Raw genomic sequence first — 25,913 nt, 5'->3', positions numbered from 1 at the left:
CTCCTACCCTTCCTCTATAATCTCATCACGATCATTTAATCGATGCGCAACCGTTTCTGGCTGAACTGCAGAAAGAACAACATGATCGCTATCCATTACGATAACTGCTCTCGTTCTTCTGCCATATGTAGCATCTATTAATGATCCTCTATCCCTAGCATCTTGGATAATGCGTTTAATGGGGGCAGATTCTGGACTGACAATAGAGATAATTCTATTTGCAGAAACTATATTTCCAAAACCAATATTAATTAACTTAATGGACATTCGCCTACTCCAATCCTATTATTTTTAGTTTTAACTAGGAAGATTTATTCTAAACCCTTTTTATTCAATGTTTTGGATTTGCTCTTTCATTTTTTCCAAACAGCTTTTCATCTCCACAACAATTGATCCAATTGCCGATGAATTAGCTTTTGAACCTATCGTATTGATTTCTCGGTTCATTTCCTGCAATAAGAAATCAAGCTTTCTTCCAATCGGGCTTTCTTCTTCCATAATTTGATAAAACTGTCTAATATGACTATGTAATCTAACCAATTCCTCATTAATATCTGCTTTTTCTGCAAAAATTGCCACTTCTGTAATAAGACGTGCTTCATCTATCGGTTCCAGCAAATAGCTTTCTAGACGTGTTTTCAGCTTTTCCCGGTATTGTGTAATCACTTCAGGAGCTAATGACTGTAATTGTTCAACCCAAGTTTCTGCTTGCTCCAGGTTTTTTTCTAAGTCTTTGGATAACTCCAAACCTTCTATAGTTCTCATATTATTTAACTGGACAACTGCTTCTTCAACTGTAGCAAGTAATACTTCTGATAGTTCTTCCATGTCAAGTTCCCGTTCTACTATCTGAAAACACTCTTCTTGATTTAAGAGATCACGAAGGGAGATAGGCTCTTTAATGGAATATTTGTCTTTTAATTGATGTAACAATTGGTAATATTGATCGAGCAATAGCCAATCGACGATAATTTCTTGGCCCTTCTTCTCTTCATCTTCTAATGTTACAAATACTTCTACTCTACCTCTATGTAAATAGTTTGAAATAACTTTCTTTATTTGATCTTCCAAATATAGAAATTGCTTTGGCATCCGAATAATCTGATCGCTAAACCTGTGATTGACCGATTTCATTTCAATGTGAAGTGTTGAATGATGATATTGTTTTGTTGCTCTTCCAAATCCAGTCATACTTTTTATCATGCTGACACATCCGTTTTCTTAAAAATGTGCGAAGTAATGTTGCTCATGCTTTTCCCGCAAAGTTTCGCTACTAACCCGCAGCCTGAATACACTTCGCTTTCCGTGGGGCGAGCGGTGAGCCTCCTCAGCTTCGCCTCCGGGGTCTCACCTGTCTCGCTAATCCCACAGGAGTCTCCGTGTATTCAGGCTGCTTTATTATTCTTTAATAATTTCTCATCATACTTGCATAGCGTCGAATATTTTAGAAAAAACAGCATTAAAAACCACATTAAATAAATAAAAGGTAATAGAGTGGTCTCTACTACCTTTTGGATTATAACATATTTTATTTTGATTTACTTAATAAAAATGATCCTGCGAGTAAAAAAGTTGGTACGGAGGCGAATCCGATGATCATTGGCCAATCTTTCATTGCTATTGGCAGTGTATGGAAGATCTCTTGTAGGAATGGTACGTAAATGACCACTAATGCCAGTACAAGGGATGAAATAACAGCCCATACGAGATACATATTGCCGAATGGGTTTCTTGAAAGAATCGATTTTTCACTACGACAGTCAAAAACATGAATTAGCTGAGCAAGGACTAAAGTGATAAATGCCACTGTTTGGGCGTATTCTAAATTTTCGGGATTATTATCATATGCAAACATAAACGCTAATATCGTGGAAATCCCGATTAAGAAGCCTCGTGATATCACCTTCCAGCCCAATCCTCTTGAAAATACGCCTTCATTTGGACTTCGGGGTCCTCTTTTCATCACATTGTCTTCTGGTCTATCTAATCCTAGCGCCATCGCTGGCAATCCGTCTGTTACTAAATTCACCCATAAAATTTGGATCGGTACAAGAGGTAGTGGCATTGCTAAAATCATCGCAAATAGCATTACTAGTATTTCCCCAACGTTTGAAGCAAGTAAATAACGGATGAATTTACGAATATTTTCGTAAATATTTCTACCTTCTACAATGGCTGCTTTAATACTTGCAAAATTGTCATCCATTAGTACTAAAGAGGATGCTTCCTTCGCTACATCTGTACCTGTGATTCCCATTGCAATACCGATGTCCGCTTTCTTGATTGCTGGAGCATCATTCACCCCATCACCAGTCATGGCAACGACATGTCCTCTATTCTGAAATGCTTGAACAATCTTCAGCTTATGCTCTGGTGAAACTCGAGCAAATACAGCAACATCTTCTACAATATCCTCTAATTCTTGTAAACTTAGATCTGTTAGTTCTTTTCCTTCCATAACCTTTGAACGGTTATTGGCAATGCCAAGCTGCTTGGCAATCGCTTTTGCCGTAATAACATGGTCTCCGGTAATCATAACTGTCTTAATTCCAGCTTCTTTACATTCTTTGACAGCTTGTTTTACTTCTGGTCTTGGCGGGTCAATAATGCCTTGGAGCCCGATAAAAATTAACTCCTTTTCTGCTTCTCTTTCATGCAAAATAATCGTATTTGGAGATATTTCCTTATACCCAATAGCTATCGTACGAAGCGCTTGTGAAGCTAGTCCGTTAATCGCTTCTTGCACTACTCTCTTCTGCTCGCTTCCTAACACGGTGGAACGATTTTCAAAAAGAATCGATTTACTTTGACCGATCAACACATCTGGTGCACCTTTTGTAACGACAAACTGTCTTCCAGATGGATCCTTCACGATAACACTCATCATTTTTCTTGTCGAATCAAAAGGAAATTCATTCACTATCGTAAATTGATTTAATAATTGGGAGCGAGTGAATCCTGCCTTCATGCCAGCTACTAATATAGCTCCTTCTGTCGGATCACCGTTTAAAACATATTCTCCGTCTTTTTGCGAAATCTCTGCGTGATTACAAAGCATCCCAAATGTTAATAACTGCTGCAGCGCCTTATCTTTAACAGGATTGACTAATTTTTCGTCTACATAGTATTTTCCTTGTGGTTCATATCCTGTTCCATCTACTGTATATGTTTTGCCGCCAATCCATGTTCTTGTAACCGTCATTTTATTTTGCGTTAATGTACCGGTTTTATCTGAACAGATAACGGAAGCACACCCTAGTGTTTCTACTGCAGGTAGCTTACGGACAATTGCATTTTTGCGAATCATTTTCTGAACGCCAAGTGATAAGGCAATCGTAACAATCGCCGGTAGTCCTTCTGGTATTGCAGCAACTGCTAAAGATACGCCTGCAAGAACCATTGTGTATAAATCATGTCCTTGAAGAACACCAATTACTACAACTAATACCGTTAATAGCAAGGCTGTTACAATTAGAATTTTCCCTAATTGCTCCAATCTTCTTTGCAGTGGCGTTGTCACAGAATCTGCATTTTGCAGCAAGTCTGCTATTTGTCCCATCGCTGTCTTCATTCCCGTACCAATTACGACACCAACACCACTTCCACGCGAAACCATCGTACCCATAAAGCCCATGTTCTCCATATCACCGAGCGCTAAATTATTATTCTTAATGGCTGAGACGATCTTTGGAACAGGTACCGATTCACCTGTTAACGCTGATTCTTCGACCTCTAAACTTCTGGATTCTATTATTCTTACATCTGCACCAATTCGATCGCCACTAGCAAATTTAATAACATCCCCAGGAACTAATTCCTTCGATAAAATATTAATCCATTCCCCATTGCGAAGGGCATGTACATGAGGCTGTGATAACTCCTTTAAAGCAGACAAAGATTTCTCTGCCCGGATTTCTTGAAAAAATCCAAGAAAGCTATTGAGAATGATGATTGCAATAATGGCAATCGCATCAATATATTCACCCAATAAACCTGAAACAAGCGTAGCAGCTAAAAGAACAAGTACCATAAAATCCTTAAATTGACTGAAGAAAATAAGCAATAGTGATTGCTTTTCCCCTTCCTCTAATTCATTAAATCCAAAATTCTTTCGTCGCTTTTCCGCTTCTTCATCCGTTAACCCAGCCGAAAAATCAGTATTCAATGTTTGTTCTACTTCTTTTTCGTTCATTTCATGATAGTTCATCCGGCCATCTCACTTCCCCCTTTTTCATTCACCGTTCGCTTTTAGGCACCATGCGAAGAAATACGTAGTAGTTCTGAACAAAGGTTAGCAATTCTAACTAACATACATAGTTGTCCCAACACCACTCTATGGAAATCATATTCAGGCTTGGCCGAAAAAATGCTATCAGGGATAGATTTTTTATTTCGTTTTTAAATGGGAAGTTAATTCGTCTCCCATTTCTTCATTTCACTCGATGCTAATTTTTCTTCGTTAATGCTACCAAATCCTTGTATTTCTTTGTAATTAAAGATAGAGTAAAGAGGGAAATTATTATAAATGAGGTTGTTAGTTATGTCATTTGATGGTTTATTTACAAGAGCAATGTCTCTTGAATTAAAAGAGCTTTTACTAGGAGGCAGAATTAATAAAGTTCAGCAGCCTTTTACAAATGAAATTATTTTATCTGTTCGTGCAAATGGAAAAAATCAAAAGTTGCTTTTATCTGCACATCCTAGCTATGCACGGGTTCAAATTACCGAGGAATCATATGAAAATCCGAAAGAACCACCAATGTTTTGCATGCTTCTACGCAAGCATTTAGAAGGTTATTTTATAGAAGACATTTATCAGATAGAAAATGAACGAATCATTGTTTTCGAGATTAGAGGAAGAAATGAAATTGGCGATACTTCCTATAAAAAACTGATGATTGAAATTATGGGGAGACACAGCAATATTATTTTAGTCGATCGCGATAAAAATACAATTTTAGATAGCATTAAACATATTTCCTATGCTGTTAATAGTCATAGAGCCATTCTGCCTGGCTATGAATATAAGGCTCCACCAAAACAAGAAAAGCTGGATGCTTATACAGCCACAGAGGAAGACGTTTTAAGAGCAATTGATTTTAATAGTGGCAAATTGGACAAGCAGCTTGTACAGCAGTTCGCTGGATTCTCCCCGTTAATTGCCAAAGAAATTTTCTATCATGCTGGTCTCGCTAACCGCGATACACTGCCAAAGGCTTTTCTTGCTGTAATGGATCCAATAAAAAAAGGCAGCTATGCTCCTTCTATTATGGATACTCCCGATAAAGAATATTTTTATTTTCTGCCAATTGAGCATGTGAAAGGTGATGTTAAACCTTTCCCTACTTTAAGCAAAATGCTCGATCGATATTATTTCGGAAAAGCAGAACGTGATCGGGTAAAACAACAAAGCAATGATCTAGAACGTTTCATCGTGAATGAACGGGATAAAAATAGCAAAAAGATTAAAAAGCTAGAACGTTCTTTAATGGAAGCAGAGAATGCAGAGGAATATCAATTGCTTGGCGAACTCTTGACAGCAAATCTATATGCAGTTAAAAAAGGCATGTTAGAGGTAGAAGTATTCAATTACTATGAAGAGGAAGGCGTGATGATTAAGATTCCCCTTAATCCAAGACTATCCCCTTCTGAAAATGCGCAAAAATATTTTACTAAATATCAAAAAGCGAAAAACTCTATTGATATTATTAAGGAACAAATTCAACTAGCCGAACAAGAATACGAGTATTTTGAAACATTATACCAACAAATTCTCGCTGCCTCACCGAAGGATATTCAAGAAATTCGTGAAGAGCTAGTAGAAGAAGGATACTTAAGAGAAAGACAGAAAAAGCAAACAAAAAAACAGCAAAATGTAAAGCCAGTACTAGATTATTATCTATCCGATGATCAAACGGAGATTATCGTTGGCAAAAACAATAAACAGAATGATTATTTAACCAATCGTGTTGCTGCAAGAGATGAAATTTGGCTGCATACGAAGGATATCCCTGGATCCCATGTCGTTATCCGGAGCAAGGAACCTTCCGAGGAAACAATTCTACAAGCTGCCAAATTAGCCGCTTATTTCAGTAAAGCTCGCCAATCAAGCTCTGTTCCAGTGGATTATACCCTAGTCCGCCATGTGAAAAAGCCAAGTGGTGCGAAACCTGGTTTTGTTATCTATGATAATCAACAAACTGTTTATGTAACGCCAGATGAAGAGACAGTTATTCGCTTGAAAGAGAAATAATAAAGGGAAACATTCCAACCAAAGATACCCCCAAACAATCATGCGAAAGCTTATGTATGATTGTTTGGGGGTATTATTTTTTTAAAAGGCTCTTTCATTAAAGTTGTTGTGATTATCCGCAGACTGTATACACTTGACTATATTTAAAAACAAGTTACCACGGTCAAAACAAAAAACTAAATGAGATTATTCATTTTTACAGATTATCTACTTAGTTGTGTTCCAACCGCCCTTCTTATTTATCACTGACCTACTTTTATAGAACTGTTTTTATTGTTTGTATGTTTTTCCAATACATTTAACAGGCCATCATTAATTTTACAATACTTAAAAGCAAAGGACTGCATGATAAGATCAATTTCTTCTTCAGATAGATCTTTAAAAATCTTTGCATACTCAGGTTGAATCAACGCACCAGCATAAATAGTTAGAATGGCTTGTGATAGGCTAGAAAGATTAAAGCTATGAGACATTTCTGGATTGACCACTTCTTCAAGATGTGTAGCTAGTTCTTCCACAGATTGTCTTGCCTTAAACCCTGGTAGCCAAATCATCCAATCGTCTGTATTAAGAGCATGCTTCATTTTGAAAATGGATGAAATCTTCTGTAAATATTCTGATTCTGGATCAAGTGTTACTAATCCCATTACTCCTACATCTTTATAAGTCCAAGTAGTCCAGTGTGCACCAAATTCCTCAAAGATACCTAATTGATCATCCATTGCATCTAAGCGGTCGGAAATCTCATTTTCTGGCCCATTATATACGGAACCAAACTCCCCTACCCAAAGGGGAACATTGTATTCTTGCGCAAATTGAGTCCCTTCATGGCTATTAAATACTTCCTTTTGAACATCTAAATCCCAATGCTTTCCACTTTCAACACGAGCCGTCTTAGCATCAGCGACGCCTGGATAAGGACCAGGACCAAATCCAGCAGCAGTATAATTATGGCTGCTGTAAACCAAATTTTTAGCGAAAGGTGCTTCTAATCCCTCAAATAACTTCGAGTAGTTATCCCCTTCAAGGAAGATAATATGGTCAGGATCAATTTCACGGATTGCTTCTACTATTCTTCTGTAGATTCGATTCATTCTTTCCCAGTCTGGTTTATAATTCTTAAAGAAGGTGTGCGGAAAGTCTCCATGTGGAGTATTTACACAAGGTTCATTCATAATATTATAACCTGCAATAACACTTCTGCCGTTGTACCTTCTTGCAAACTCTTCCCATAAAGCGACAAATCGATCTTGGTATGTTTTATCATGCCAGAAAAAACTATGTCGTACATCATTATCTGAATGCCAATGTGTATTTTGAAAGCCTTGGACTGCATGAAGATCGAGAATAACATAAAGCTCATGCTTTTCGCATAAATCAATAATCTTATCCAACCGTTTAAATCCTGATTCTTTATACATAAATGGTGCTTCGTCATCTTCAAAATGACGGTAATTTAACGGAATACGGATAGCAGTTGCTCCCCAGCTTTTGATAAATTTTATATCATCTTCTCCAAAAAAATAATGTAATAATCGATCAAATAAAAACGTAGCTTTTTCTTTGCCAATTGTTTCAACCATCGTATGACGAAGTGCATGTTCTGTTCCTGTATATCCATTTATAAAGTCTTCCATATTCATCCAGCCACCAATACAAGTCCCTCTTAACTGCATTGGTTTCCCTAATGAACTGATAATTTTATTTTTTTCCACTTGAAGTAATTCCATTTTTATAACCTTCCCTTCCATAATTGTTAGATTATTTTATTCATAAAATAGACAAAAAACAGCTTGTGAACTTACTTGTTAATTGTCTATAACTTGAAAAAAGTTGTTTCAAAATTTAAGATTTCAAGGAACCTTGAAAGATTAACAGTATTAACCATGTACTTTTGCCATCATTATTTTCTAGCACTTAACGCAGAAAGCACTCTTTTATGTTCCTTTTCATCAAGGTTATAGAAATAAATAGCAAATAGTTCAATTAATACAAATACTGCTGGAATAATGGTCATGGTTATTAAAATTCCATGCAAAGCAGTTGCAGTTTGAATTTGGTTGGAAACATAACCAAAATTAGCTAATATTAACCCTGGAATGATTCCGCCAATAGCCATTCCGAACTTAAAGAAGAAACCAACTAGCGCATAAATGACACCGCTTGCACGTTTGCCCGTTTTGTATTCACCATAATCAATGGTTTCAGGAATTAGCGCCCATGTAAACCCACCTGCAGTAATGGTGCCGATTGCAGCGATCGCTCTTGATGCGAAAACAAGTGGAACCATGGAAGCTGGTACTACGAATAGAGCAATCAAACCAATTGCCTTACAAGATAAAGCGGTAAATAATAATTTCTTCTTCCCCATCCACTTATACATCATTGGCATTAATGGCATAAGAATGAGTGCTGGAAGCGTTCCTAATAACCCGTACCATTTTACTAGTTCTGGTCTTCCAACGTTATAAGTAACATAATAAATACCAACAGAGTTTACAATAGAGTTCACACCAAAGTTAAGAATAAAGAATAAACAAACGATGAGAAGCGGACGATTACTCTTCAATTGAATAAAGATATCTTTAAACGTAATCTTATCCTCTTCCTTGTGAGAAATAGGAACACGTTCTTTTGTGTTATAAAAGCTATAAATCAATAAAAAGGCTCCGACAATTCCCATGATAGACATAGTGATTTGCCAACCAGTACTTGTTGTTCCTGTTAGATTTGTAAAGATTCCAGCTAAAAGAGGAACACCGAAAGAAACAATTAAACCACCAGTATTTGAAAATAGCATTCTATAAGAAGTTAAACTAACAACCTCTTTATTATCTTGCGTGATTGCTGACGTAAGCGCTGTATACGGTATATTTATAACGGAATAGGTTATTGATAATAAAATGTAAGTAACATAGGCATATACAAGCTTCATCGGGTCAGAAAATCCTGGTGTTGTAAAGCACAGAATTGCTACACCTGCAAACGGAAACGCACCATATAAAAGATAAGGACGAAATCTTCCGTATTTCGTATTGGTTTTATCAACAAGCGTTCCAATAAACGGATCAAGAACGGCGTCAATAAACCGAACGATTAAAAACATCAAGCCAGCTGCTGCAGCTGTAATACCAAAGACATCCGTATAAAAGAATAATAGATAGCTACTCACTGTTTGATAGATAAAATTACAAGCTAAATCTCCAGTTGCATAGCCAAGCTTTTCTTTCGTTCGAATCTTAACTGTTGAAACTACTGGAATGTTCCCTGCAAGTCTTGTGTTCATATTTATCCCCCTTTTAGCTAATTATTGTTCCATACAAAACTATGACTACTTCCTCGTATAGGAAGAGATTTGTATCCCTATCTAAAATTTTTACTTATTGAAAAATATTAGAATAAAATTTTTTCCAAAATAGTCTACTAAATTCACCATATCGGCTATTCAGCATGAAAATCAGCATCTATTAATTACCGTCACTTTTAAATTTTTTCGTTAACACTTGCCGTGTATGTTCCATAATATCAGTGACGCTTTATTAACGTTTATCTATTAATATCAGCGCTTACAAATTTATCAAAGCAAAGTGCTTTATAACAAACCTATTTATTTATACCAAATAATCGAACAAAATAATTCAAATAAATCTAAAAATACTTTCGGATTCTTACCAGTTAAATCTGTAATTTTTTCTAATCGATAATTCAATGTATTTCTGTGAATATTTAATTTTTGGGTTGTATTATGGATATCACCATTTTCTTCTATAAATACTTGTAATGTATGAAAAAGCTCTTGATTATTCCCAGAATTCACCAACCCAGATAAACTGGAATCAAGATTATTTCTTTCAAAGGAAGTAAGATGAATAAATAATTTTAACTCATCATAATAATAGACTTTTTTTGATGGTTTTATTTTATTTCCAACCTCCCATGCATTGTCAGCCTGTTCCAATGAAACGGCAGCTAACTCCTCCTTATCACCGATTGCTATTTTTTCTATTTCCATTCTTTTTATTAAAGCATTTACTACTTCACTCACGTTGTTTTGTTCCGTAATAAATAGAACCATTTTATTTGGATTAATGGTAGAAAAATGTCTAAACCGCTCAATAAACACCTTAAATGCTTTTGTATTTAGATATCCTTTAATGACGATTGCTTGACATTTCTGAGTAAGATCAATCCCATAGAATTTTCCTTGTTGCAAAAATTCATCGTCATAGTAAGTTTTTCGGAGTAATAATTCATTATAAAAATTCTCACACCTCATTCTGTCATTCTGTGTTTTCTTATTTAAACTTTCCTGTTCAATTAGTAGCTTGGCAGTGGCGCCAACAAGCTTACTAAATGGTCTTACTTCATCTGGATGTCCAGTGATTCCTATTACTCCAATAATTTCATCATTGATAATAATAGGTTCATTGACTCCAGGTTTCATTGACTCTTCTTCAATAAAAACCTCATAGATTTTTTGAGAAACAAGCACCTTAGCTGCACCTTTATGCAAAGTTCCGATTCGCTTCTTATCACCGCTGGCAAAAATGATTCCTTTTTCATTCATCAGATTAATATTATAAGGGATGATATTCATCATTTCCTTTGTAATCTTTTCTGCAATTTGTTTTGATAATTTCATCCCATCACCTTTTCTTACGAGGTAGCCCTTTTACATGACTAAATTCAATAATCGCATTATATTTTCTGAAGTTCGTTCTAGATTTTGCTTTCCATTCGCCAATGCGTCCTCAAGCGTTGTTACTCCTTGCATGATACAAAAAATAGAATCAATTTTTTCATATAAGGAATCAATATTATTACCAATTTTACCAGCAAAGGCCACCACTGGTTTATTATACTTCTTGGCTACCGAAGCAACACCAATAGGAGTTTTTCCAAATTCAGTTTGGAAATCTATACATCCCTCCCCTGTCCAAACCATATCAGCCTCTTTCACTCTCTCTTCCAATGATGAATATCTAATTACGATATCTATTCCTTTTTTTAATGTTCCATTTAAAAATACCATTAATCCAGCTCCTAATCCGCCTGCTGCTCCTGCACCTGGTACATTTAGGATGTCTATATTAAATTCTTCTTTAATTACATCCGAATACTTCCGTAAGTTTTTGTCTAATTGTTGAGCAATTTCTATTGTCGCACCTTTCTGTGGTCCAAATACATAGGATGCACCTTGCTCCCCACAAAGAGGATTATTAACATCACATGCAATCTCAACTGTTAGATCTTTTATACGTGAGTCTAAATTGGTAATATCTATTCTTGCCAAACGTCCTAATTCTCCACCTCCAAATCCAAGCTCATTTCCATCTTTATCAAAAAATTCCCCTCCTAACGCTTGTACGACCCCAGCTCCACCATCATTTGTAGCGCTTCCGCCGATACCAACGATAAGTTTATTAATTCCATGATTTAGACACGCCTTTATTAATTGGCCAGTACCATAAGTAGTAGTAATAAGTGGATTTCTTTCTTCCTTTGGTACCAACTGAATTCCACTTGCACTAGCCATATCAATTATTCCTGTTTTGCCATCTTCTAAAATGCCATATGAGGCTTTCACTTCACGACCAAGGGGTCCTACTACATTTTCTGTGTAAATTTCACCTCCATTAGCATGAACTAACAATTCCATTGTACTTTCTCCGCCATCTGCCATTGGAACCTGAATACAAGTAATCCGCTTATTAGCTTTCTTAATGCCTCTTTCCATTGCCTCACATGCTTCTCTTGCTGTCATGCTCTCTTTAAAAGAGTCGGGAGCTAAAACAATGACAAAATCTTTTTTTATGATTCCTCATCCCTTTCACATTTTAATAAAAAGTGTAGATAGCGCTTTCTATTAAAAAATATTACTCTATTTTTATTTCGATTGATATAGGCATATATACTAAAAATTTTGTACATTTGCACAAAATCTATATTTTTATAATGAAATTGAAAGAAAGAGTAAAAGACAACTGACACTTATATTTTGCAGGAAAATCCAGAGTCAAATGCATTAACGAGCTTAGCCTTTTCATCTGTTTAACTGCATAAAAATGAAATCTCAAAAGCCCCAATAAAAAAAACTGCACCTTCAATTGTTAGATGTGTCTAACAATTGAAGGTGCAGTTCAAATACGAATTTGTTTTTTTAATTTATTTCATCCTCTTACCACTTCTCCGGATTTTCCTTCCAAGCATTCAAGCTTGCTAAATCCGCTTCTTCAATATAGCCTTTTTTCCGTGCTACCTCTAATAAACTTGTATAGTCTGTTAATGAATATGCTGTAATTTCGGCATCACCAAGGAGCTCTTTCCCCTTTGGTAGTTCGTATGTAAAAATCGCAACAACCCCAAGTACATCACAGCCTGCTTCTCGTAAACTATTAACAGCTGTAATGACACTGCCCCCTGTTGAAATGAGATCTTCCACCACTACTACTTTTTGCCCTTTATCCACTTTTCCTTCGATCTGGTTCCCTTTTCCGTGCGCTTTTGCTTTGGAGCGTACATATGCCATCGGTAAATCAAGAATATCACTTACCCAAGCTGCATGAGGAATACCTGCTGTTGCAGTCCCTGCCACTACTTCTGTCTCTGGAAATTTTTCTTTAATTAAACCAGCTAATCCTGTTGCGATATTTTTACGTACCTGTGGATAAGACAAGGTTAAGCGATTATCGCAATAGATTGGTGACTTTAATCCGGAAGACCAAGTAAATGGATCATTTGGTTGTAAAAAAACGGCCTTAATATCTAGTAATTGTTCTGCAATTTCGTGTTTCATATCGTGATGCCCTCCCACTCTGATTTAAATAATCGATAGCTTTCATATGGATTTTCTGCTCTTGTAATCGAACGACCCACAACAATTGCAGAAGCCCCATTTTCTCTCGCAATCTTAGGTGTTGCTACACGAACTTGATCCTGCACTTCATCTGTTTTCAAACGAATTCCAGGTGTTACTGTTAAAAATGATTCACCTAGTCTATCACGAATCGCTCCTGCTTCTAATGTCGAGCAAACGACGCCATCTAGGCCAGCCTCTTTCGTAATCGTTGCATAATGTAATACCGATTCCTGTAAAGGAACTTTAATTAATTGCTCTTTTTGCATGCTTGCTTCAGACGTACTTGTCAACTGTGTCACACCAATACATTTCGCTCGTTTCATTCCAGATGGTGTACCCGCTTCGAGTCCCTCAACCGCTCTAGCCATCATGTCGATTCCACCAGCTGCATGAACATTCACTAAATCAACGCCTAAGCCAGCAATATTTTTCATCGCACTTCCGACCGTATTTGGAATATCATGTAGTTTTAAGTCTAGGAAAATTTGGTGATTTTGTTCCTTTAATTCATGAATGATGCTTGGTCCTTCTTTATAAAATAATTCCATCCCTACTTTTAAAAACAACGATTCTCCGTTAAACCCTTTTAAAAAGGAATGCACCTCGTCCTTACTTGCAAAATCAAGCGCGATGATAAGCGAATTGTTCATGCTTTCCCCAGCTCCTTCCCGTTACTTCTGAAATATGTTCAAATCCGTATTTATCTAATAGCTCAGGTAATTCTTCAATTATTTTTGGGCAAATGAATGGATCAACAAAGTTTGCTGTACCAACTGCTACAGCACTTGCACCAGCATAGAAAAACTCTAGTACATCTTCTGCTGTCGAGACTCCACCCATTCCGATAATCGGTAGGTTTACTGCTTGACTTACTTCATAAATCATTCGGATTGCTACAGGCTTTACTGCAGGACCAGATAATCCTCCCGTTTTGTTGGCTAGAATTGGCTTGCCTGTCTTTAAATCAAGGCGCATGCCAACAAGGGTGTTAATCATGGTAATCCCATCTGCTCCTCCAGCTTCCACCGCTTTTGCCATCTCAACAATATTCGTTACATTGGGTGAAAGCTTTACATATACCGGAACTTCTGAAACTTCCTTCACCTTTTTCGTTAATTCCTTTGCAACTTCTGGAATCGTTCCAAAAGCAATTCCTCCTGTTTTTACATTCGGACAAGAAATGTTTAATTCTAATGCGGCAACATTTGATGCTTTTGATATTTCTTTCGCAACAGTAACATAATCCTCTTCCACTGATCCAGCGACATTCGCAATGATCGGCACATCAAATTGACTTAGCCAAGACAATTCTTCGCCAACCACTTTTTTTAGCCCTGGATTTTGAAGACCAATAGCATTAAGCATCCCAGAAGTAGTTTCTGCTACTCGCGGTGTTGGATTACCAAAGCGTGGTTCCACCGTAGTTGCTTTAATCATAATGGCACCAAGCTTGCTTAAATCATATAAGGTACTGTATTCCCGTCCAAATCCAAAACAGCCAGAAGCAGGCATAATTGGGTTTTTAAGCTCTAATCCAGGAAGCTTTACCTGAAGTCGGTTCATAGGACAACCTCCCCTGTTCTAAATACTGGTCCATCTGTACATACCTTTTTATAGCTGAATCCCGTCGGATCATCTGCTGTATGGCATACACATGCAAAGCATGCACCAATCCCACATCCCATTCTTTCTTCTAGAGAAATAAAGACCTTTTTATTGGGAAATGTTTTTTCTAGATTTTTAAGCATTGGCGTTGGTCCACAGGAGTATAATACGTCAAACTCCAGATTTTCTTGAAAAATAACATCTGTTACAAAGCCTTGTGTACCATGACTACCGTCTACTGTAGCGATATACGTATCCCCAAGTGTGGCAAACTTTTCTTCATAAAAAGCAACGGATTCTGTTTGAAAGCCTAATACAGCAACAACCTTTACCCCTTCGGCAACTAGACGATTTGCTAATTCATATAATGGGGGCACACCAATTCCTCCACCAACTAATAAGGCTGTTTGCCCTGACTTGCTTTCTTCAACTGGAAATCCATTTCCTAAAGGACCAAGAATATCAATCGCTTCACCAGCTGTTTTTTGGGCAAGAAGCTTTGTGCCCGCTCCTTCTGCTCGGTAAATCATCGTAAATGTTTTTCTATCTTGATCAATCCGGCAAATACTAATTGGACGTCTTAATAAAGGTGCAGAATTATCACTTACTTTTATATGAACAAATTGACCTGGCTCGTTCATTTCAGAGACAAGCTCACCTGTTAAGGTGAGCTCCATAATATTTTCAGCTATTTCTTTCTGTTCAACTACTGTACAGATTTCGTTTTTGATCATACTAACACTGCCTCCGATTGCGTTTTGCTTGGCTCCATTGCCTCTGTTGAGAATGTCATCGATTCTACTACTCTAAGTATTGCTTCTGCTGTGTCTAAAGAAGTTAAGCATGGAATGCCATTTTCAACAGATTCACGTCTGATGCGGAATCCATCTCTTGCTGGTTGGCTTCCTTTTGAGAAGGTATTAATGACAAATTGTGCTTCCCCATTGCGGATTACATCAATTAATGTATGTCCTTCTCCACCGATTTTACCGACTACTTTTACTGGAATGTTATTGCTTTCTAGGAACGCTGCTGTTCCGCTTGTTGCCATCAAGCTATAGCCGATATTCGTAAATCTTTTTGCAAGCTGTAAAGCCTCTTCCTTATCTTTATCCCCAATTGTCATCAGAACAGTTCCAAATGTTTTTATCTTCATCCCTGAAGCAATTAAACCTTTGTACAGTGCTTTTTCAAGGGTAATGTCTTTCCCCATTACTTCTCCTGTTGACTTCATCTCAGGGCCTAATGTAATATCTACTCTTCGTAATTTTGCAAAAGAGAATACTGGAACTTTCACATAAACACCAGACTTCTCTGCTACTAAGCCCGATTGATAGCCTTGTTCTTTTAAGGAAGTTCCCAAAATTACTTTTGTAGCGATTTTCGCCATGGGCACATTTGTAATTTTGCTTAAGAAAGGTACAGTTCTACTAGAGCGCGGATTTACTTCTAGTACGAATACTTCTCCTTTGGAAACAACGTATTGGATATTCAGTAATCCTACGATTTTTAATCCTTTTGCAAGTCTAGTTGTATAATCTATTAACGTTTGCTTAATTTCAGCAGATAAGCTTTGTGGTGGATAGACAGCGATTGAATCTCCTGAGTGAACCCCAGCACGTTCGATATGCTCCATAATCCCTGGAATTACTACATCTGTTCCGTCACAGATTGCATCCACTTCAATTTCTTTACCTGTTAAATAACGGTCAATCAAGATTGGCTGTCCTGGACTTGCTTTAACCGCGTTTTCCATATATGGAATCAGTTCATCTTCTTTATAAACGATTTGCATCGCTCTTCCGCCTAGCACATAAGATGGTCTTACAAGTACTGGGTAGCCAATTGATTTTGCAACAACAATTGCTTCCTCTACTGTCAATGCCGTTTTTCCGTCTGGCTGTGGAATTCCTAATTCGTGCAGACTTTGTTCAAACTTATCACGATCCTCTGCGCGATCTAAATCTTCAAGAGATGTTCCTAAAATTTTGACGCCACGCTCTGCTAATGGTCCAGCTAGGTTGATAGCTGTTTGCCCACCAAACTGAACCACTACTCCTTCTGGCTTTTCTAAATCGATGATATGCATCACATCTTCAATCGTAAGTGGTTCAAAGTAAAGCTTATCTGAAATACTAAAGTCTGTTGAAACCGTCTCTGGATTGTTATTGATGATAATTGCTTCATATCCTGCTTCTTTGATTGCCCATACTGAGTGAACTGTTGCATAGTCAAACTCAATCCCTTGACCGATGCGAATTGGTCCAGATCCAAGGACAACGATACTTTTCTTCTCTGTTACAATCGATTCATTTTCTTCTTCATATGTTCCATAATAATACGGTGTTTCAGATTCAAATTCCGCCGCACATGTATCAACCATTTTATAAACTGGCACGATGCCTTTTTCTTTTCTCCAGCTGTATACTTCAAGCTCTGTTGTATTCCATAGCTTTGCAAGCTGAATATCGGCAAAACCTTTTTCTTTCGCTTCTTTTACGTATTCCTCATCAAATGGATGATTGATTAGCTCTTTTTCGAACTTAATGATGCCTTCCAGTTTGAAAAGGAAGAATAAGTCAATCTTGCTCCATTCATGAATGGTTTCAATGCTCACGCCACGATTAAGTGCTTCCGCGATGTAAAATAATCTTTCGTCTCCAGCCACTCTAATTCGTTTCTCCAGTAATTCGTCACTTGTTTCATCTGCTGCATTTAGAGAGAAATGATATACTTTTGCTTCAAGAGAGCGAATCGCTTTTAATAAAGATTCTTCAAAAGTACGGCCAATTGCCATTACTTCTCCAGTTGCTTTCATTTGTGTTCCTAAGTTACGTTTTGCTGATTCAAACTTATCAAAAGGAAAGCGTGGGATTTTACTTACTACATAATCAAGTGCTGGTTCAAAGCTTGCATAAGTTTTTCCAGTTACAGGATTCATCATCTCATCTAATGTTAGGCCTACTGCAATTTTTGCAGCTAGCTTTGCAATTGGATAGCCAGTTGCTTTACTTGCAAGGGCCGATGAACGACTTACCCTTGGGTTAACTTCGATAATATAGTATTGGAAGCTATCTGGGTCTAATGCAAGCTGTACGTTACAGCCACCTTCAATTTTTAGTGCACGGATAATTTTCAAAGATGTATTTCTTAATAATTGATATTCACGATCACTTAACGTCTGACTTGGTGCGACAACGATACTGTCACCTGTATGAATCCCAACTGGATCGATATTTTCCATGTTACATACAACAATCGCGTTATCATTGCTATCACGCATTACTTCATATTCGATTTCTTTGAATCCTGCGATACTTTTTTCTAATAAACATTGCGTTACTGGGCTGTTTTTTAATCCACTTGTAACGATTTCTTCTAATTCCTGGTCATTATGGCAAATTCCACCACCGGTTCCACCTAGTGTGAAAGCAGGACGTACGATTACTGGATAACCGATTTTTTCAACGAATGCTTTTGCTTCCTGCATATTATGGATGATATCACTATCTGGTACCGGTTCTCCTAATTCATTCATCAAGTTACGGAAAAGGTCTCTGTCTTCTGCTTGCTGAATCGCAGATAACTTCGTTCCAAGTACTTCTACCTCACATTCCTCTAACACGCCTGCATCAGAAAGCTCGACTGCAAGGTTTAAGCCAGTTTGCCCTCCTAATGTTGGTAGGATTGCATCTGGTCTTTCTTTGCGAATAATTCTGCTGACAAATTCAAGTGTTAACGGTTCAATATACACTTTATCTGCCATTTCTGTATCCGTCATAATGGTTGCAGGGTTCGAGTTTACTAAGATAACACGATAGCCTTCTTCCTTTAAAGCGATACATGCTTGCGCTCCTGCATAGTCAAATTCTGCTGCCTGCCCAATGATGATTGGTCCTGATCCGATTACTAATATACTTTTAATATCTTTACGCTTTGACATATGCGGCACCTTCCTGTTTGTGAGATTGTATCATTTCCATAAAACGATCGAATAAATAGTTTGCATCCTCTGGACCAGGTGAAGCTTCTGGATGATATTGCACAGTAAATGCTGGATATTCTTTATGTTGCAAGCCTTCGATTGTTCCATCATTTAAAGCAAGATGTGTTACTTCTAAGTTTGTATGATTAATAGATGCTTCTTCTACTGTATAACCATGATTTTGAGATGTTAGGGAAACCTTTCCTGTTAACAAATCTTTCACTGGGTGGTTTGATCCTCTATGACCAAACTTCATTTTTTCTGTGTTTGCTCCACTTGCAAGTGCGAACAATTGATGACCTAGGCAAATTCCAAATAGGGGTACTTTTCCAATAATTCCTTTAATTGCTTCAATGGACTCGGGCACATCCTTTGGATCTCCAGGTCCATTTGATAACATAACGCCATCTGGACTTAAATTTAGAATGTCTTCTGCTGTTGTGTTATAAGGAACGACGATTACATCACAATCTCGTTTATTTAATTCTCGTAAAATTCCATGTTTCATTCCATAGTCTACTAACACAACGCGACTTCCACGGCCTGGACTTGGATAAGGTTTCTTTGTAGAAACTTGCTTTACTTGGTCTGTGCTTAACGTAATCCCTTTTAATTTTGCGATTACTTCCTCTGCATTTTCATCGATGCTGCAAATTGCACCTTTTAAAGTTCCATATTGGCGGATAATACGGGTTAATTTTCTCGTATCAATTCCAGCAATTCCTGGGATATTCTTTTGTTTGAAATATTCGTCTAATGATAGTTCATTACGCCAGTTTGAAGGAAAATCACACACTTCTTTCACAATAAATCCATGAATGGCTGGCGTTATCGATTCAAAATCATCTCGATTGATGCCATAATTTCCTACTAAAGGATACGTAAGTGTTACAATTTGTCCACAGTAGGATGGATCTGATAGAATTTCCTGATAGCCTGTCATTCCTGTGTTAAATACTACTTCACCAAATTTGTCTGTATCGGCACCGAAGCCTTTTCCGATAAATACCGTGCCATCTTCAAGAATTAATTGTTTTTTCATGCGTGTACACTTTCCTTTCTCCAAGCAATCTTTCCACCAACGATTGTTGCAACTGGCCAACCTTGACATTCCCAACCAGCAAATGGTGTATTTCTTCCTTTTGATAAAAATGATTCTGGATCAATTTTATTTGTGTCTTCTAAATCAAGAAGGACGATATCTGCATTCTTTCCTTCTTCTAATATTCCAGCATCCAATTTAAAACTTTGAGCTGGTTTCACTGTTAGATAATCAATTAACTGTTGTAGCGTCATTACTCCTGTTTTTACAAAGTTTGTGTAAAGGAGTGGGAAAGCTGTTTCTAAACCAACAATTCCAAATGGTGCAAGCTGCATCGATTGTGCCTTGTCTTCTGCTGTATGCGGCGCATGGTCTGTTGCAATAAAATCAATTGTTCCATCTAGCAACCCTTCGATTAAGCTTTTTCGATCCTCTGTTCCTCTTAAAGGAGGATTCATTTTATAATTCGTGTCAAGGGAAGGGATATCTGTATCTGCTAATAGTAAATGATGTGGTGAAACCTCTGCTGTAACTGGGATTCCAGCTTTTTTCGCATCTCTTACAACACGTACAGATTCTTTTGTACTGATATGGCAAACATGATAATGACAGCCTGTTGCTTCTGCTAAAAGAACATCTCTTGCAATTTGGACTGATTCACAAACACTTGGAATTCCATTTACACCATTCACCTTGGAAAATTCTCCGTCATGTACACAGCCTTTATTAATGAGGCTATTATCTTCACAGTGAGCGACAATCGCCATATCCAATGCAGCAGCTTGCTTCATTGCTTCAAGCATTTGGCCAGCTTCTTGAATACCCACGCCATCATCTGTAAAAGCAAATGCTCCTAATTCTTTAAGTGCCTTAAAATCAGTAAGCTCAGTCCCTAATTGTCTAATTGTAATGGACGCATACGGCAAAACATTTACATTTGCCGTATTTTTAATCCTTTCATTTAAATTATGTAGATTTTCAACGGTGTCAGGAACAGGTCTAGTGTTTGGCATATTCGCAATCGTTGTAAATCCACCGCGTGCTGCTGCCATCGTCCCTGTTGCAATCGTTTCTTTCTTTTCACCACCTGGCTCTCTTAAATGAACATGTAGGTCAATAAACCCAGGAGCAACAACTTTTCCAACTGCGTCAATCACTTCATCTGCATTCGAATTGATTTGCTTTGCAATAGTCTTAATTGCTCCATTTTCAATCAAGATGTCCTTCTGTTCTAATTCCCCTGTAGTATTAAGCAACTGGCCATTTTTGATAAGTATTGACATGTTCATTTCTCCCTCCGATATTTTCTAATGATCTTTTTAGCACACTCATGCGGATAAACACACCATTTTCCATTTGCTTAAAAATTCTGGAGCGTTCGCATTCAACCAATTCGTCTGCAATTTCAACATCTCTGTTCACTGGTGCAGGATGCATGATTATGCTTCCCGGCTTCATTTTTCTTTCTCTTTCTACTGTTAACCCATAAAGTCTATGATAGCTTTCTTTATCAAAAGCAGCTCTTTCGTCTCCATGCCTTTCATGTTGGACACGTAACAGCATGACTACATCAGATGTTTCAATCGCTGTATCAATATCTTCATAATTTGCATCTTGTAGGACTGTTTCATCAAACCATTCTCTTGGTCCAGAGAAAACGACCTCTGCCCCGAGTCTTGTTAGGGCATCTGCATTTGATCTTGCTACTCGGCTATGGCTGATATCGCCGATTATGCTTACTTTTAAGCCATTGAAGCGTTGGAATTCCTGCTGTATCGTCAGAAGGTCTAGCAGTGATTGTGTAGGATGATGACCACAGCCATCACCAGCATTTATGACTGGTATGTTTACATTTCCTACTAATTCATCAAAGTAATGGTCCTTTTCATGCCTTATGACAATAGCATTTACTCCTACTGATTCCAGCGTTCGAACAGTATCATATAATGTTTCTCCTTTAACAACACTTGAGGTTGTCGTTTCAAATGGGATTACCTCAAGACCTAACTTTCTTTCCGCTACTTCAAAGCTGCATTTTGTTCTTGTGCTAGCTTCGAAAAAAAGGTTTGCTACAAAGCATTGATTTGCTGGTCTCCATGTTTCTCCATTTGCAAATCTTTGTGCATCTCTTAAGATTTCTTTAATCTCTGTAACGGTTAACTCAGTCGTAGTTAATAAGTTTTCCATGATACTACCTCCCGTTATTGCTGTTTTTTTCTAAACTTTTCAATGTTAATAACCCTTATCAAACAGCCCGTTGATTTCCGCTCCAGACACTTGACTCCAATCAACTCAGAATTTTAAATTTATAATGGGTAAAACATCATTACTTCATGAAAAAAAACGCCCTAACAACTCGTTAGGGCGGCAAAAATCTTGATTCTGCATAGATTTAGGCAAAGTGAACCTAGCACATACTTATGCATCATTTTTGGCACCCTTATAAGTCTCTCTGTACTTGTTTAAAAGGTGTTACTATTTAGTTTCGTCTACTGCGATTGCTTCTTCGAATAAATCTTCTTTTGCTTTTTCTCTGCCTGGCAATACTAGATTTAAGATAATTCCCAGGATTGCTGCGAAAGCCATTCCTTCTAATTTAAAGTGTTCTCCCATATGAATGGAGAAGCCTCCGATTCCTGTTACAAGGATAACAGATGCGATCACTAAATTGCGATTTTTATTGAAATCAATCTTTGCTTCTACAATAATTCTTAATCCAGAGGAAGCGATAATTCCGAATAGAAGAATGGATACTCCTCCCATTACTGGTGTTGGGATGGATTGAATTAACGCTGCAATTTTGCCAATAAATCCAAACCCGATTGCTAGTACTGCAGCTCCTGCTAATACATAAACGCTGTATACTCTAGTAATTGCCAATACTCCAATGTTTTCCCCATATGTTGTTTTTGCAGGGCCACCCATTAATGCGGAAAGAATTGTTGCTGTTCCATCTCCTAATATACTTCTATGCAATCCCGGGTCTTTAATATAATCTTTGCCAACAACTTTACTTAATACTAGCTGATGACCGATATGCTCCGTTAATGTAACGATTGCGACCGGTACAAAAATGGTTAGTAACGCAAGATTAATGGTTACAGGATAATCTACAAACGGGAAGATAAAATCCGGCATTGCAAACCATTTCGCATCCAATACTCCTTGAAAGTTAACAACACCTACTAGCAAGGCGTATACGTAACCTACAATAATTCCCGCTAAGATTGGGATGAAGCTAAATACTCCTTTGCCAAACATGGTGAAAATTATAGTTGCTAGTAAGGTTACTAGGGCAACAGAGATATAAAGTAAGCTATATTCTTGATTCTCACTACCATTATTTAAATACATCGCTTGCCCTACTGCTGTTGAAGCTAATGCTAGCCCGATTACCATGATTACTGGTCCGACAACAATTGGCGGTAGGATGTTCATAATCCAATGATAACCTGCTTTTTTTATGATTAAGGAAACAATGCCGTAAACAATCCCGGCTATAAACGTTCCAATCATTGCTGCACCTATTCCTCCGCCAGGCATTGTCTTTGCAGCGATTACCGGCGCTATAAACGCGAAGGATGATCCTAAGTAGGCCGGAACTTTAAATTGCGTAATGATTAAGAATGCGAGTGTACCTACACCACTTGAGACTAAAGCAACAGCCGGGCTCATTTCTATTAAGAATGGTACTAGCACAGTTGCACCAAACATCGCGAATAAATGCTGTAAGCTTAATGTCACCCACTGCAGGGCACTTGGTTTATCTTTAATTCCTAATAAGGGTTTTGTTTCGTTCATTGCTGTCTCCTCTTTCTCTTTAAAAAAATATGACTTGTATAATTGCTTACTAGTTTCCCCTATTGTAAAAATAATAAAACCCCTTTTCTGCGCAGCAAAAAAGGGGTTTTAGACAGGCTTAAAGAAACCTTATGTAAAAACTCCCCTTTTCAGCCTCACAGGACTGCTTTTAAAAGGGCTCTATTTAATTTTCAAAAATATTTACTTCATCATGTCCGTCAACTTCAGCAAGCTCTACTACGATTTTTTCTGAACTGGAGGTAGGAATGTTTTTCCCAACATAATCAGCTCTTATCGGTAGTTCTCTATGACCTCTGTCTACTAAGACTGCAAGCTGTATGGAGGCGGGTCTTCCCATATCCATTAGTGCATCCATGCCGGCGCGAACCGTTCTTCCTGTATATAAGACGTCGTCTACAAGTATGACCTTTAATCCTTGAATATCTGTCGGGATATCTGAGCCTTTTACTAACGGCTCCTCATTTTTCGTCTTCTTTGATAAATCATCTCGGTATAAAGTAATATCCAATTCACCAACTTCGATTGGCTTTCCTTCGATTTGAGCGATTTTTTCTGCAAGGCGATTAGCAATGTATATGCCTCTTGTTCGAATTCCAACAAGTATACAATCCTCAATCCCTTTATTTTTTTCAATGATTTCATGAGCAATTCTTGTTAACGCTCGTCTGATTGCTTGATCATCTAGTACAAGTGCCTTTTGTGACATCTCGCTCACCATCCATGCTGTGATTCAAACTTTATTTCAAAAAAATATCCTCTCACCCTTTTGGATGAGAGGATAGACGTATACTTAGATAGCTATTACCTGATAATAGCTAGAATCCGTTTTCCTTCTCAACCTCACGGGATTGATTTAAAGGACTTATTCAACTAACATTATCTTAATATAAAATAGAAACCATGTCAACGATTATTTCGCAGCGTATCTAAAAGGTTCTCATATTCTTTTGGCAATGGTGCTTCGAATTCTAAATATTCTCCAGTACGAGGATGTTCAAATCCTAATATCCCTGCATGTAATGCCTGTCCACCAATATCCAGTGTTTTTCTTGGACCATATTTAGGATCTCCTACAAGTGGATAGCCAATATACTTCATATGCACACGAATTTGATGGGTACGACCAGTTTCTAATTGGCACTCAATATATGTGTATCCATCTATTCTTTCTAGCACATGAAAATGAGTAACAGCATGCTTCCCCTTATCCACAACCGTCATACTTTGTCTATCTTTCGTATCACGACCAATTGGCGCTTCAATCGTACCATAATCATGTGGGATAGAACCATGTACCAATGCTTTATACTTTCTCGTTACTGTTTTTGCCACTAACTGATTAACAAGGCTTTCATGTGCAGCATCGTTTTTAGCAACCATTAATAACCCAGAAGTATCTTTATCAATTCGATGGACAATTCCTGGTCTCATTACGCCATTTATACCAGAAAGATCTTTACAATGAGCCATCAAGCCATTTACTAATGTACCCGTTACATGACCAGGAGCTGGGTGTACAACCATTCCTTTTGGTTTATTCACTACGATGACATCACTATCTTCATAATATATATCTAAATCCATTTCCTCAGCTTCTACATCTAGTTCGATTGCTTCTGGCACTTCAATTGCAACTAGATCATTTAAAACACCTTTATACTTTGTTTTAACCATTTGTCCATTAACCGTAACATGACCGTCTTTTATCCATTGTTGGACCTGTGTTCTTGACCAATCACTGTTAATCGTAGAAACGATTTTGTCGATTCGTTCATTTACTTGCTCACTCTGAATGATATGTTCCTTTTTTTCCATGTTTTTTCTCCTTCTTTGCGTCTCTATCCTCCTTCAGCATAACTAGGATTAATAAAATAACGCCAATTACTAAAGATGAGTCTGCAATATTAAATATTGGGAAATCATAATTAAAGATATACGTATTGATAAAGTCTACTACATATTGATGGCGCGCACGGTCAATAAAATTACCCATTGCTCCACCTAATATAAGACCAAGAGAAACACCATAAAGAATTTTCCCTTTTGTACCTGTCTGAATCAAATAGATTAATCCAATCACAACAACAACAGTGATAATATAGAAAAACACCATTTGATTTTCAAGCATTCCCCATGCTGCTCCACTATTACGATGGGATGTCAGGTAGAAAAAATCCTTAATTACTTCGATACTTTCTCCCAGTTCCATATTTTTTACAACTAACCATTTTGTCCATTGATCAAGAATAATAATTATAGCTGCAATTATGTAATAAAACACTAAAGTTTCCTCCAATTCTCGAGTCTCCTTTAGCATTTTAGCATAAACCAGATGAAAACGATAGCT

General features: G+C 37.4%; 20 protein-coding genes. 1 reads left to right on the top strand and 19 read right to left on the bottom strand.

Translation table 11 applies throughout. The features are described 5' to 3' along the window. Window positions 1-3 precede the first annotated feature (3 nt). The 3 genes from remA to AB3U99_RS09525 all read right to left on the bottom strand — a co-directional run bounded on the left by remA (window position 4) and on the right by AB3U99_RS09525 (window position 4,207). Entirely contained in the window at window positions 4-267 is a 264-nt protein-coding gene (remA, locus tag AB3U99_RS09535; protein WP_016201046.1) for an extracellular matrix/biofilm regulator RemA, read from the bottom strand. Window positions 268-327: 60 nt separating this feature from the next. Continuing rightward, window positions 328-1,203, bottom strand: coding sequence for a YicC/YloC family endoribonuclease (locus tag AB3U99_RS09530; RefSeq protein ID WP_400247115.1), 876 nt, complete (start codon window positions 1,201-1,203; stop codon window positions 328-330). A 325-nt stretch (window positions 1,204-1,528) separates the two neighbouring features. Continuing rightward, window positions 1,529-4,207 carry a calcium-translocating P-type ATPase, SERCA-type gene (locus AB3U99_RS09525; RefSeq protein WP_400247114.1) on the bottom strand — a complete coding sequence of 893 codons (2,679 nt, stop codon included), beginning with the start codon at window positions 4,205-4,207 and terminating at the stop codon, window positions 1,529-1,531. Window positions 4,208-4,540: 333 nt separating this feature from the next. Between AB3U99_RS09525 and AB3U99_RS09520 the strand changes: the two genes are divergently transcribed. Then, complete coding sequence (locus AB3U99_RS09520) at window positions 4,541-6,253, top strand: NFACT family protein (RefSeq protein ID WP_400247113.1); 1,713 nt, start codon at window positions 4,541-4,543, stop codon at window positions 6,251-6,253. Window positions 6,254-6,495: 242 nt separating this feature from the next. Here AB3U99_RS09520 and AB3U99_RS09515 read toward each other — a convergent pair whose 3' ends face one another. The 16 genes from AB3U99_RS09515 to lspA all read right to left on the bottom strand — a co-directional run bounded on the left by AB3U99_RS09515 (window position 6,496) and on the right by lspA (window position 25,883). After that, a complete protein-coding gene (locus AB3U99_RS09515) occupies window positions 6,496-7,983 on the bottom strand; it encodes a glycoside hydrolase family 5 protein (RefSeq protein WP_400247111.1) in 1,488 nt (495 codons plus the stop codon). 173 nt (window positions 7,984-8,156) lie between these two features. Further along, window positions 8,157-9,539 carry a glycoside-pentoside-hexuronide (GPH):cation symporter gene (locus AB3U99_RS09510; protein ID WP_400247109.1) on the bottom strand — a complete coding sequence of 461 codons (1,383 nt, stop codon included), beginning with the start codon at window positions 9,537-9,539 and terminating at the stop codon, window positions 8,157-8,159. A gap of 321 nt (window positions 9,540-9,860) precedes the next feature. Beyond that, window positions 9,861-10,895, bottom strand: a complete 1,035-nt coding sequence (locus AB3U99_RS09505) for a CdaR family transcriptional regulator (RefSeq protein WP_400247107.1) — start codon at window positions 10,893-10,895, stop codon at window positions 9,861-9,863. A gap of 30 nt (window positions 10,896-10,925) precedes the next feature. Further along, window positions 10,926-12,068 carry a glycerate kinase gene (locus AB3U99_RS09500; protein WP_400248014.1) on the bottom strand — a complete coding sequence of 381 codons (1,143 nt, stop codon included), beginning with the start codon at window positions 12,066-12,068 and terminating at the stop codon, window positions 10,926-10,928. 363 nt (window positions 12,069-12,431) lie between these two features. Next, the gene (pyrE, locus tag AB3U99_RS09495; RefSeq protein WP_400247105.1) at window positions 12,432-13,049 is read right to left on the bottom strand and encodes an orotate phosphoribosyltransferase; all 618 of its coding nucleotides are present in this window, start codon (window positions 13,047-13,049) and stop codon (window positions 12,432-12,434) included. Then, entirely contained in the window at window positions 13,046-13,762 is a 717-nt protein-coding gene (pyrF, locus tag AB3U99_RS09490; protein ID WP_400247104.1) for an orotidine-5'-phosphate decarboxylase, read from the bottom strand. The genes pyrE and pyrF overlap by 4 nt, the downstream gene beginning before the upstream one ends. Beyond that, window positions 13,734-14,675 (bottom strand): dihydroorotate dehydrogenase, encoded by a 942-nt coding sequence (locus AB3U99_RS09485; RefSeq protein ID WP_400247103.1) that lies wholly within the window; start codon window positions 14,673-14,675, stop codon window positions 13,734-13,736. The genes pyrF and AB3U99_RS09485 overlap by 29 nt, the downstream gene beginning before the upstream one ends. Beyond that, window positions 14,672-15,451, bottom strand: a complete 780-nt coding sequence (locus AB3U99_RS09480; RefSeq protein ID WP_400247101.1) for a dihydroorotate dehydrogenase electron transfer subunit — start codon at window positions 15,449-15,451, stop codon at window positions 14,672-14,674. The genes AB3U99_RS09485 and AB3U99_RS09480 overlap by 4 nt, the downstream gene beginning before the upstream one ends. After that, a complete protein-coding gene (gene carB, locus AB3U99_RS09475) occupies window positions 15,448-18,660 on the bottom strand; it encodes a carbamoyl-phosphate synthase large subunit (RefSeq protein ID WP_400247099.1) in 3,213 nt (1,070 codons plus the stop codon). The genes AB3U99_RS09480 and carB overlap by 4 nt, the downstream gene beginning before the upstream one ends. Further along, entirely contained in the window at window positions 18,647-19,744 is a 1,098-nt protein-coding gene (locus tag AB3U99_RS09470; RefSeq protein ID WP_400247097.1) for a carbamoyl phosphate synthase small subunit, read from the bottom strand. The genes carB and AB3U99_RS09470 overlap by 14 nt, the downstream gene beginning before the upstream one ends. Then, window positions 19,741-21,027 carry a dihydroorotase gene (locus AB3U99_RS09465; protein WP_400247095.1) on the bottom strand — a complete coding sequence of 429 codons (1,287 nt, stop codon included), beginning with the start codon at window positions 21,025-21,027 and terminating at the stop codon, window positions 19,741-19,743. The genes AB3U99_RS09470 and AB3U99_RS09465 overlap by 4 nt, the downstream gene beginning before the upstream one ends. Next, window positions 20,993-21,931 (bottom strand): aspartate carbamoyltransferase catalytic subunit, encoded by a 939-nt coding sequence (locus AB3U99_RS09460; protein WP_400247093.1) that lies wholly within the window; start codon window positions 21,929-21,931, stop codon window positions 20,993-20,995. The genes AB3U99_RS09465 and AB3U99_RS09460 overlap by 35 nt, the downstream gene beginning before the upstream one ends. Before the next feature lie 288 nt (window positions 21,932-22,219). After that, window positions 22,220-23,545, bottom strand: coding sequence for a solute carrier family 23 protein (locus tag AB3U99_RS09455; protein WP_400247091.1), 1,326 nt, complete (start codon window positions 23,543-23,545; stop codon window positions 22,220-22,222). Between the two features lie 184 nt (window positions 23,546-23,729). Continuing rightward, window positions 23,730-24,272 (bottom strand): bifunctional pyr operon transcriptional regulator/uracil phosphoribosyltransferase PyrR, encoded by a 543-nt coding sequence (gene pyrR / locus AB3U99_RS09450; RefSeq protein WP_400247090.1) that lies wholly within the window; start codon window positions 24,270-24,272, stop codon window positions 23,730-23,732. 197 nt (window positions 24,273-24,469) lie between these two features. Further along, complete coding sequence (locus AB3U99_RS09445; protein WP_400247088.1) at window positions 24,470-25,381, bottom strand: RluA family pseudouridine synthase; 912 nt, start codon at window positions 25,379-25,381, stop codon at window positions 24,470-24,472. After that, window positions 25,350-25,883, bottom strand: a complete 534-nt coding sequence (gene lspA / locus AB3U99_RS09440; protein WP_400247086.1) for a signal peptidase II — start codon at window positions 25,881-25,883, stop codon at window positions 25,350-25,352. The genes AB3U99_RS09445 and lspA overlap by 32 nt, the downstream gene beginning before the upstream one ends. Between the last annotated feature and the right edge of the window lie 30 nt (window positions 25,884-25,913).

It is taken from the genome of Niallia tiangongensis, from assembly GCF_044704065.1.
GTDB classification, from domain to species: domain Bacteria; phylum Bacillota; class Bacilli; order Bacillales; family Cytobacillaceae; genus Niallia; species Niallia tiangongensis.
The sequence above is the reverse complement of the archived record's forward strand: the minus strand, read 5'-3'. Positions and strand labels throughout refer to the sequence as shown.

What these genes read in the sequence shown, in the direction of transcription:
- AB3U99_RS09470 (WP_400247097.1), bottom strand. Translation starts at nt 19,744, where the DNA reads ATGAAAAAACAATTAATTCTTGAAGATGGCACGGTATTTATCGGAAAA.
- remA (WP_016201046.1), bottom strand. Translation starts at nt 267, where the DNA reads ATGTCCATTAAGTTAATTAATATTGGTTTTGGAAATATAGTTTCTGCA.
- AB3U99_RS09525 (WP_400247114.1), bottom strand. Translation starts at nt 4,207, where the DNA reads ATGAACTATCATGAAATGAACGAAAAAGAAGTAGAACAAACATTGAAT.
- AB3U99_RS09515 (WP_400247111.1), bottom strand. Translation starts at nt 7,983, where the DNA reads ATGGAATTACTTCAAGTGGAAAAAAATAAAATTATCAGTTCATTAGGG.
- lspA (WP_400247086.1), bottom strand. Translation starts at nt 25,883, where the DNA reads ATGCTAAAGGAGACTCGAGAATTGGAGGAAACTTTAGTGTTTTATTAC.
- AB3U99_RS09455 (WP_400247091.1), bottom strand. Translation starts at nt 23,545, where the DNA reads ATGAACGAAACAAAACCCTTATTAGGAATTAAAGATAAACCAAGTGCC.
- AB3U99_RS09485 (WP_400247103.1), bottom strand. Translation starts at nt 14,675, where the DNA reads ATGAACCGACTTCAGGTAAAGCTTCCTGGATTAGAGCTTAAAAACCCA.
- AB3U99_RS09520 (WP_400247113.1), top strand. Translation starts at nt 4,541, where the DNA reads ATGTCATTTGATGGTTTATTTACAAGAGCAATGTCTCTTGAATTAAAA.
- carB (WP_400247099.1), bottom strand. Translation starts at nt 18,660, where the DNA reads ATGTCAAAGCGTAAAGATATTAAAAGTATATTAGTAATCGGATCAGGA.
- pyrE (WP_400247105.1), bottom strand. Translation starts at nt 13,049, where the DNA reads ATGAAACACGAAATTGCAGAACAATTACTAGATATTAAGGCCGTTTTT.
- AB3U99_RS09530 (WP_400247115.1), bottom strand. Translation starts at nt 1,203, where the DNA reads ATGATAAAAAGTATGACTGGATTTGGAAGAGCAACAAAACAATATCAT.
- AB3U99_RS09510 (WP_400247109.1), bottom strand. Translation starts at nt 9,539, where the DNA reads ATGAACACAAGACTTGCAGGGAACATTCCAGTAGTTTCAACAGTTAAG.
- pyrR (WP_400247090.1), bottom strand. Translation starts at nt 24,272, where the DNA reads ATGTCACAAAAGGCACTTGTACTAGATGATCAAGCAATCAGACGAGCG.
- AB3U99_RS09480 (WP_400247101.1), bottom strand. Translation starts at nt 15,451, where the DNA reads ATGATCAAAAACGAAATCTGTACAGTAGTTGAACAGAAAGAAATAGCT.
- AB3U99_RS09460 (WP_400247093.1), bottom strand. Translation starts at nt 21,931, where the DNA reads ATGGAAAACTTATTAACTACGACTGAGTTAACCGTTACAGAGATTAAA.
- pyrF (WP_400247104.1), bottom strand. Translation starts at nt 13,762, where the DNA reads ATGAACAATTCGCTTATCATCGCGCTTGATTTTGCAAGTAAGGACGAG.
- AB3U99_RS09505 (WP_400247107.1), bottom strand. Translation starts at nt 10,895, where the DNA reads ATGAAATTATCAAAACAAATTGCAGAAAAGATTACAAAGGAAATGATG.
- AB3U99_RS09465 (WP_400247095.1), bottom strand. Translation starts at nt 21,027, where the DNA reads ATGTCAATACTTATCAAAAATGGCCAGTTGCTTAATACTACAGGGGAA.
- AB3U99_RS09445 (WP_400247088.1), bottom strand. Translation starts at nt 25,381, where the DNA reads ATGGAAAAAAAGGAACATATCATTCAGAGTGAGCAAGTAAATGAACGA.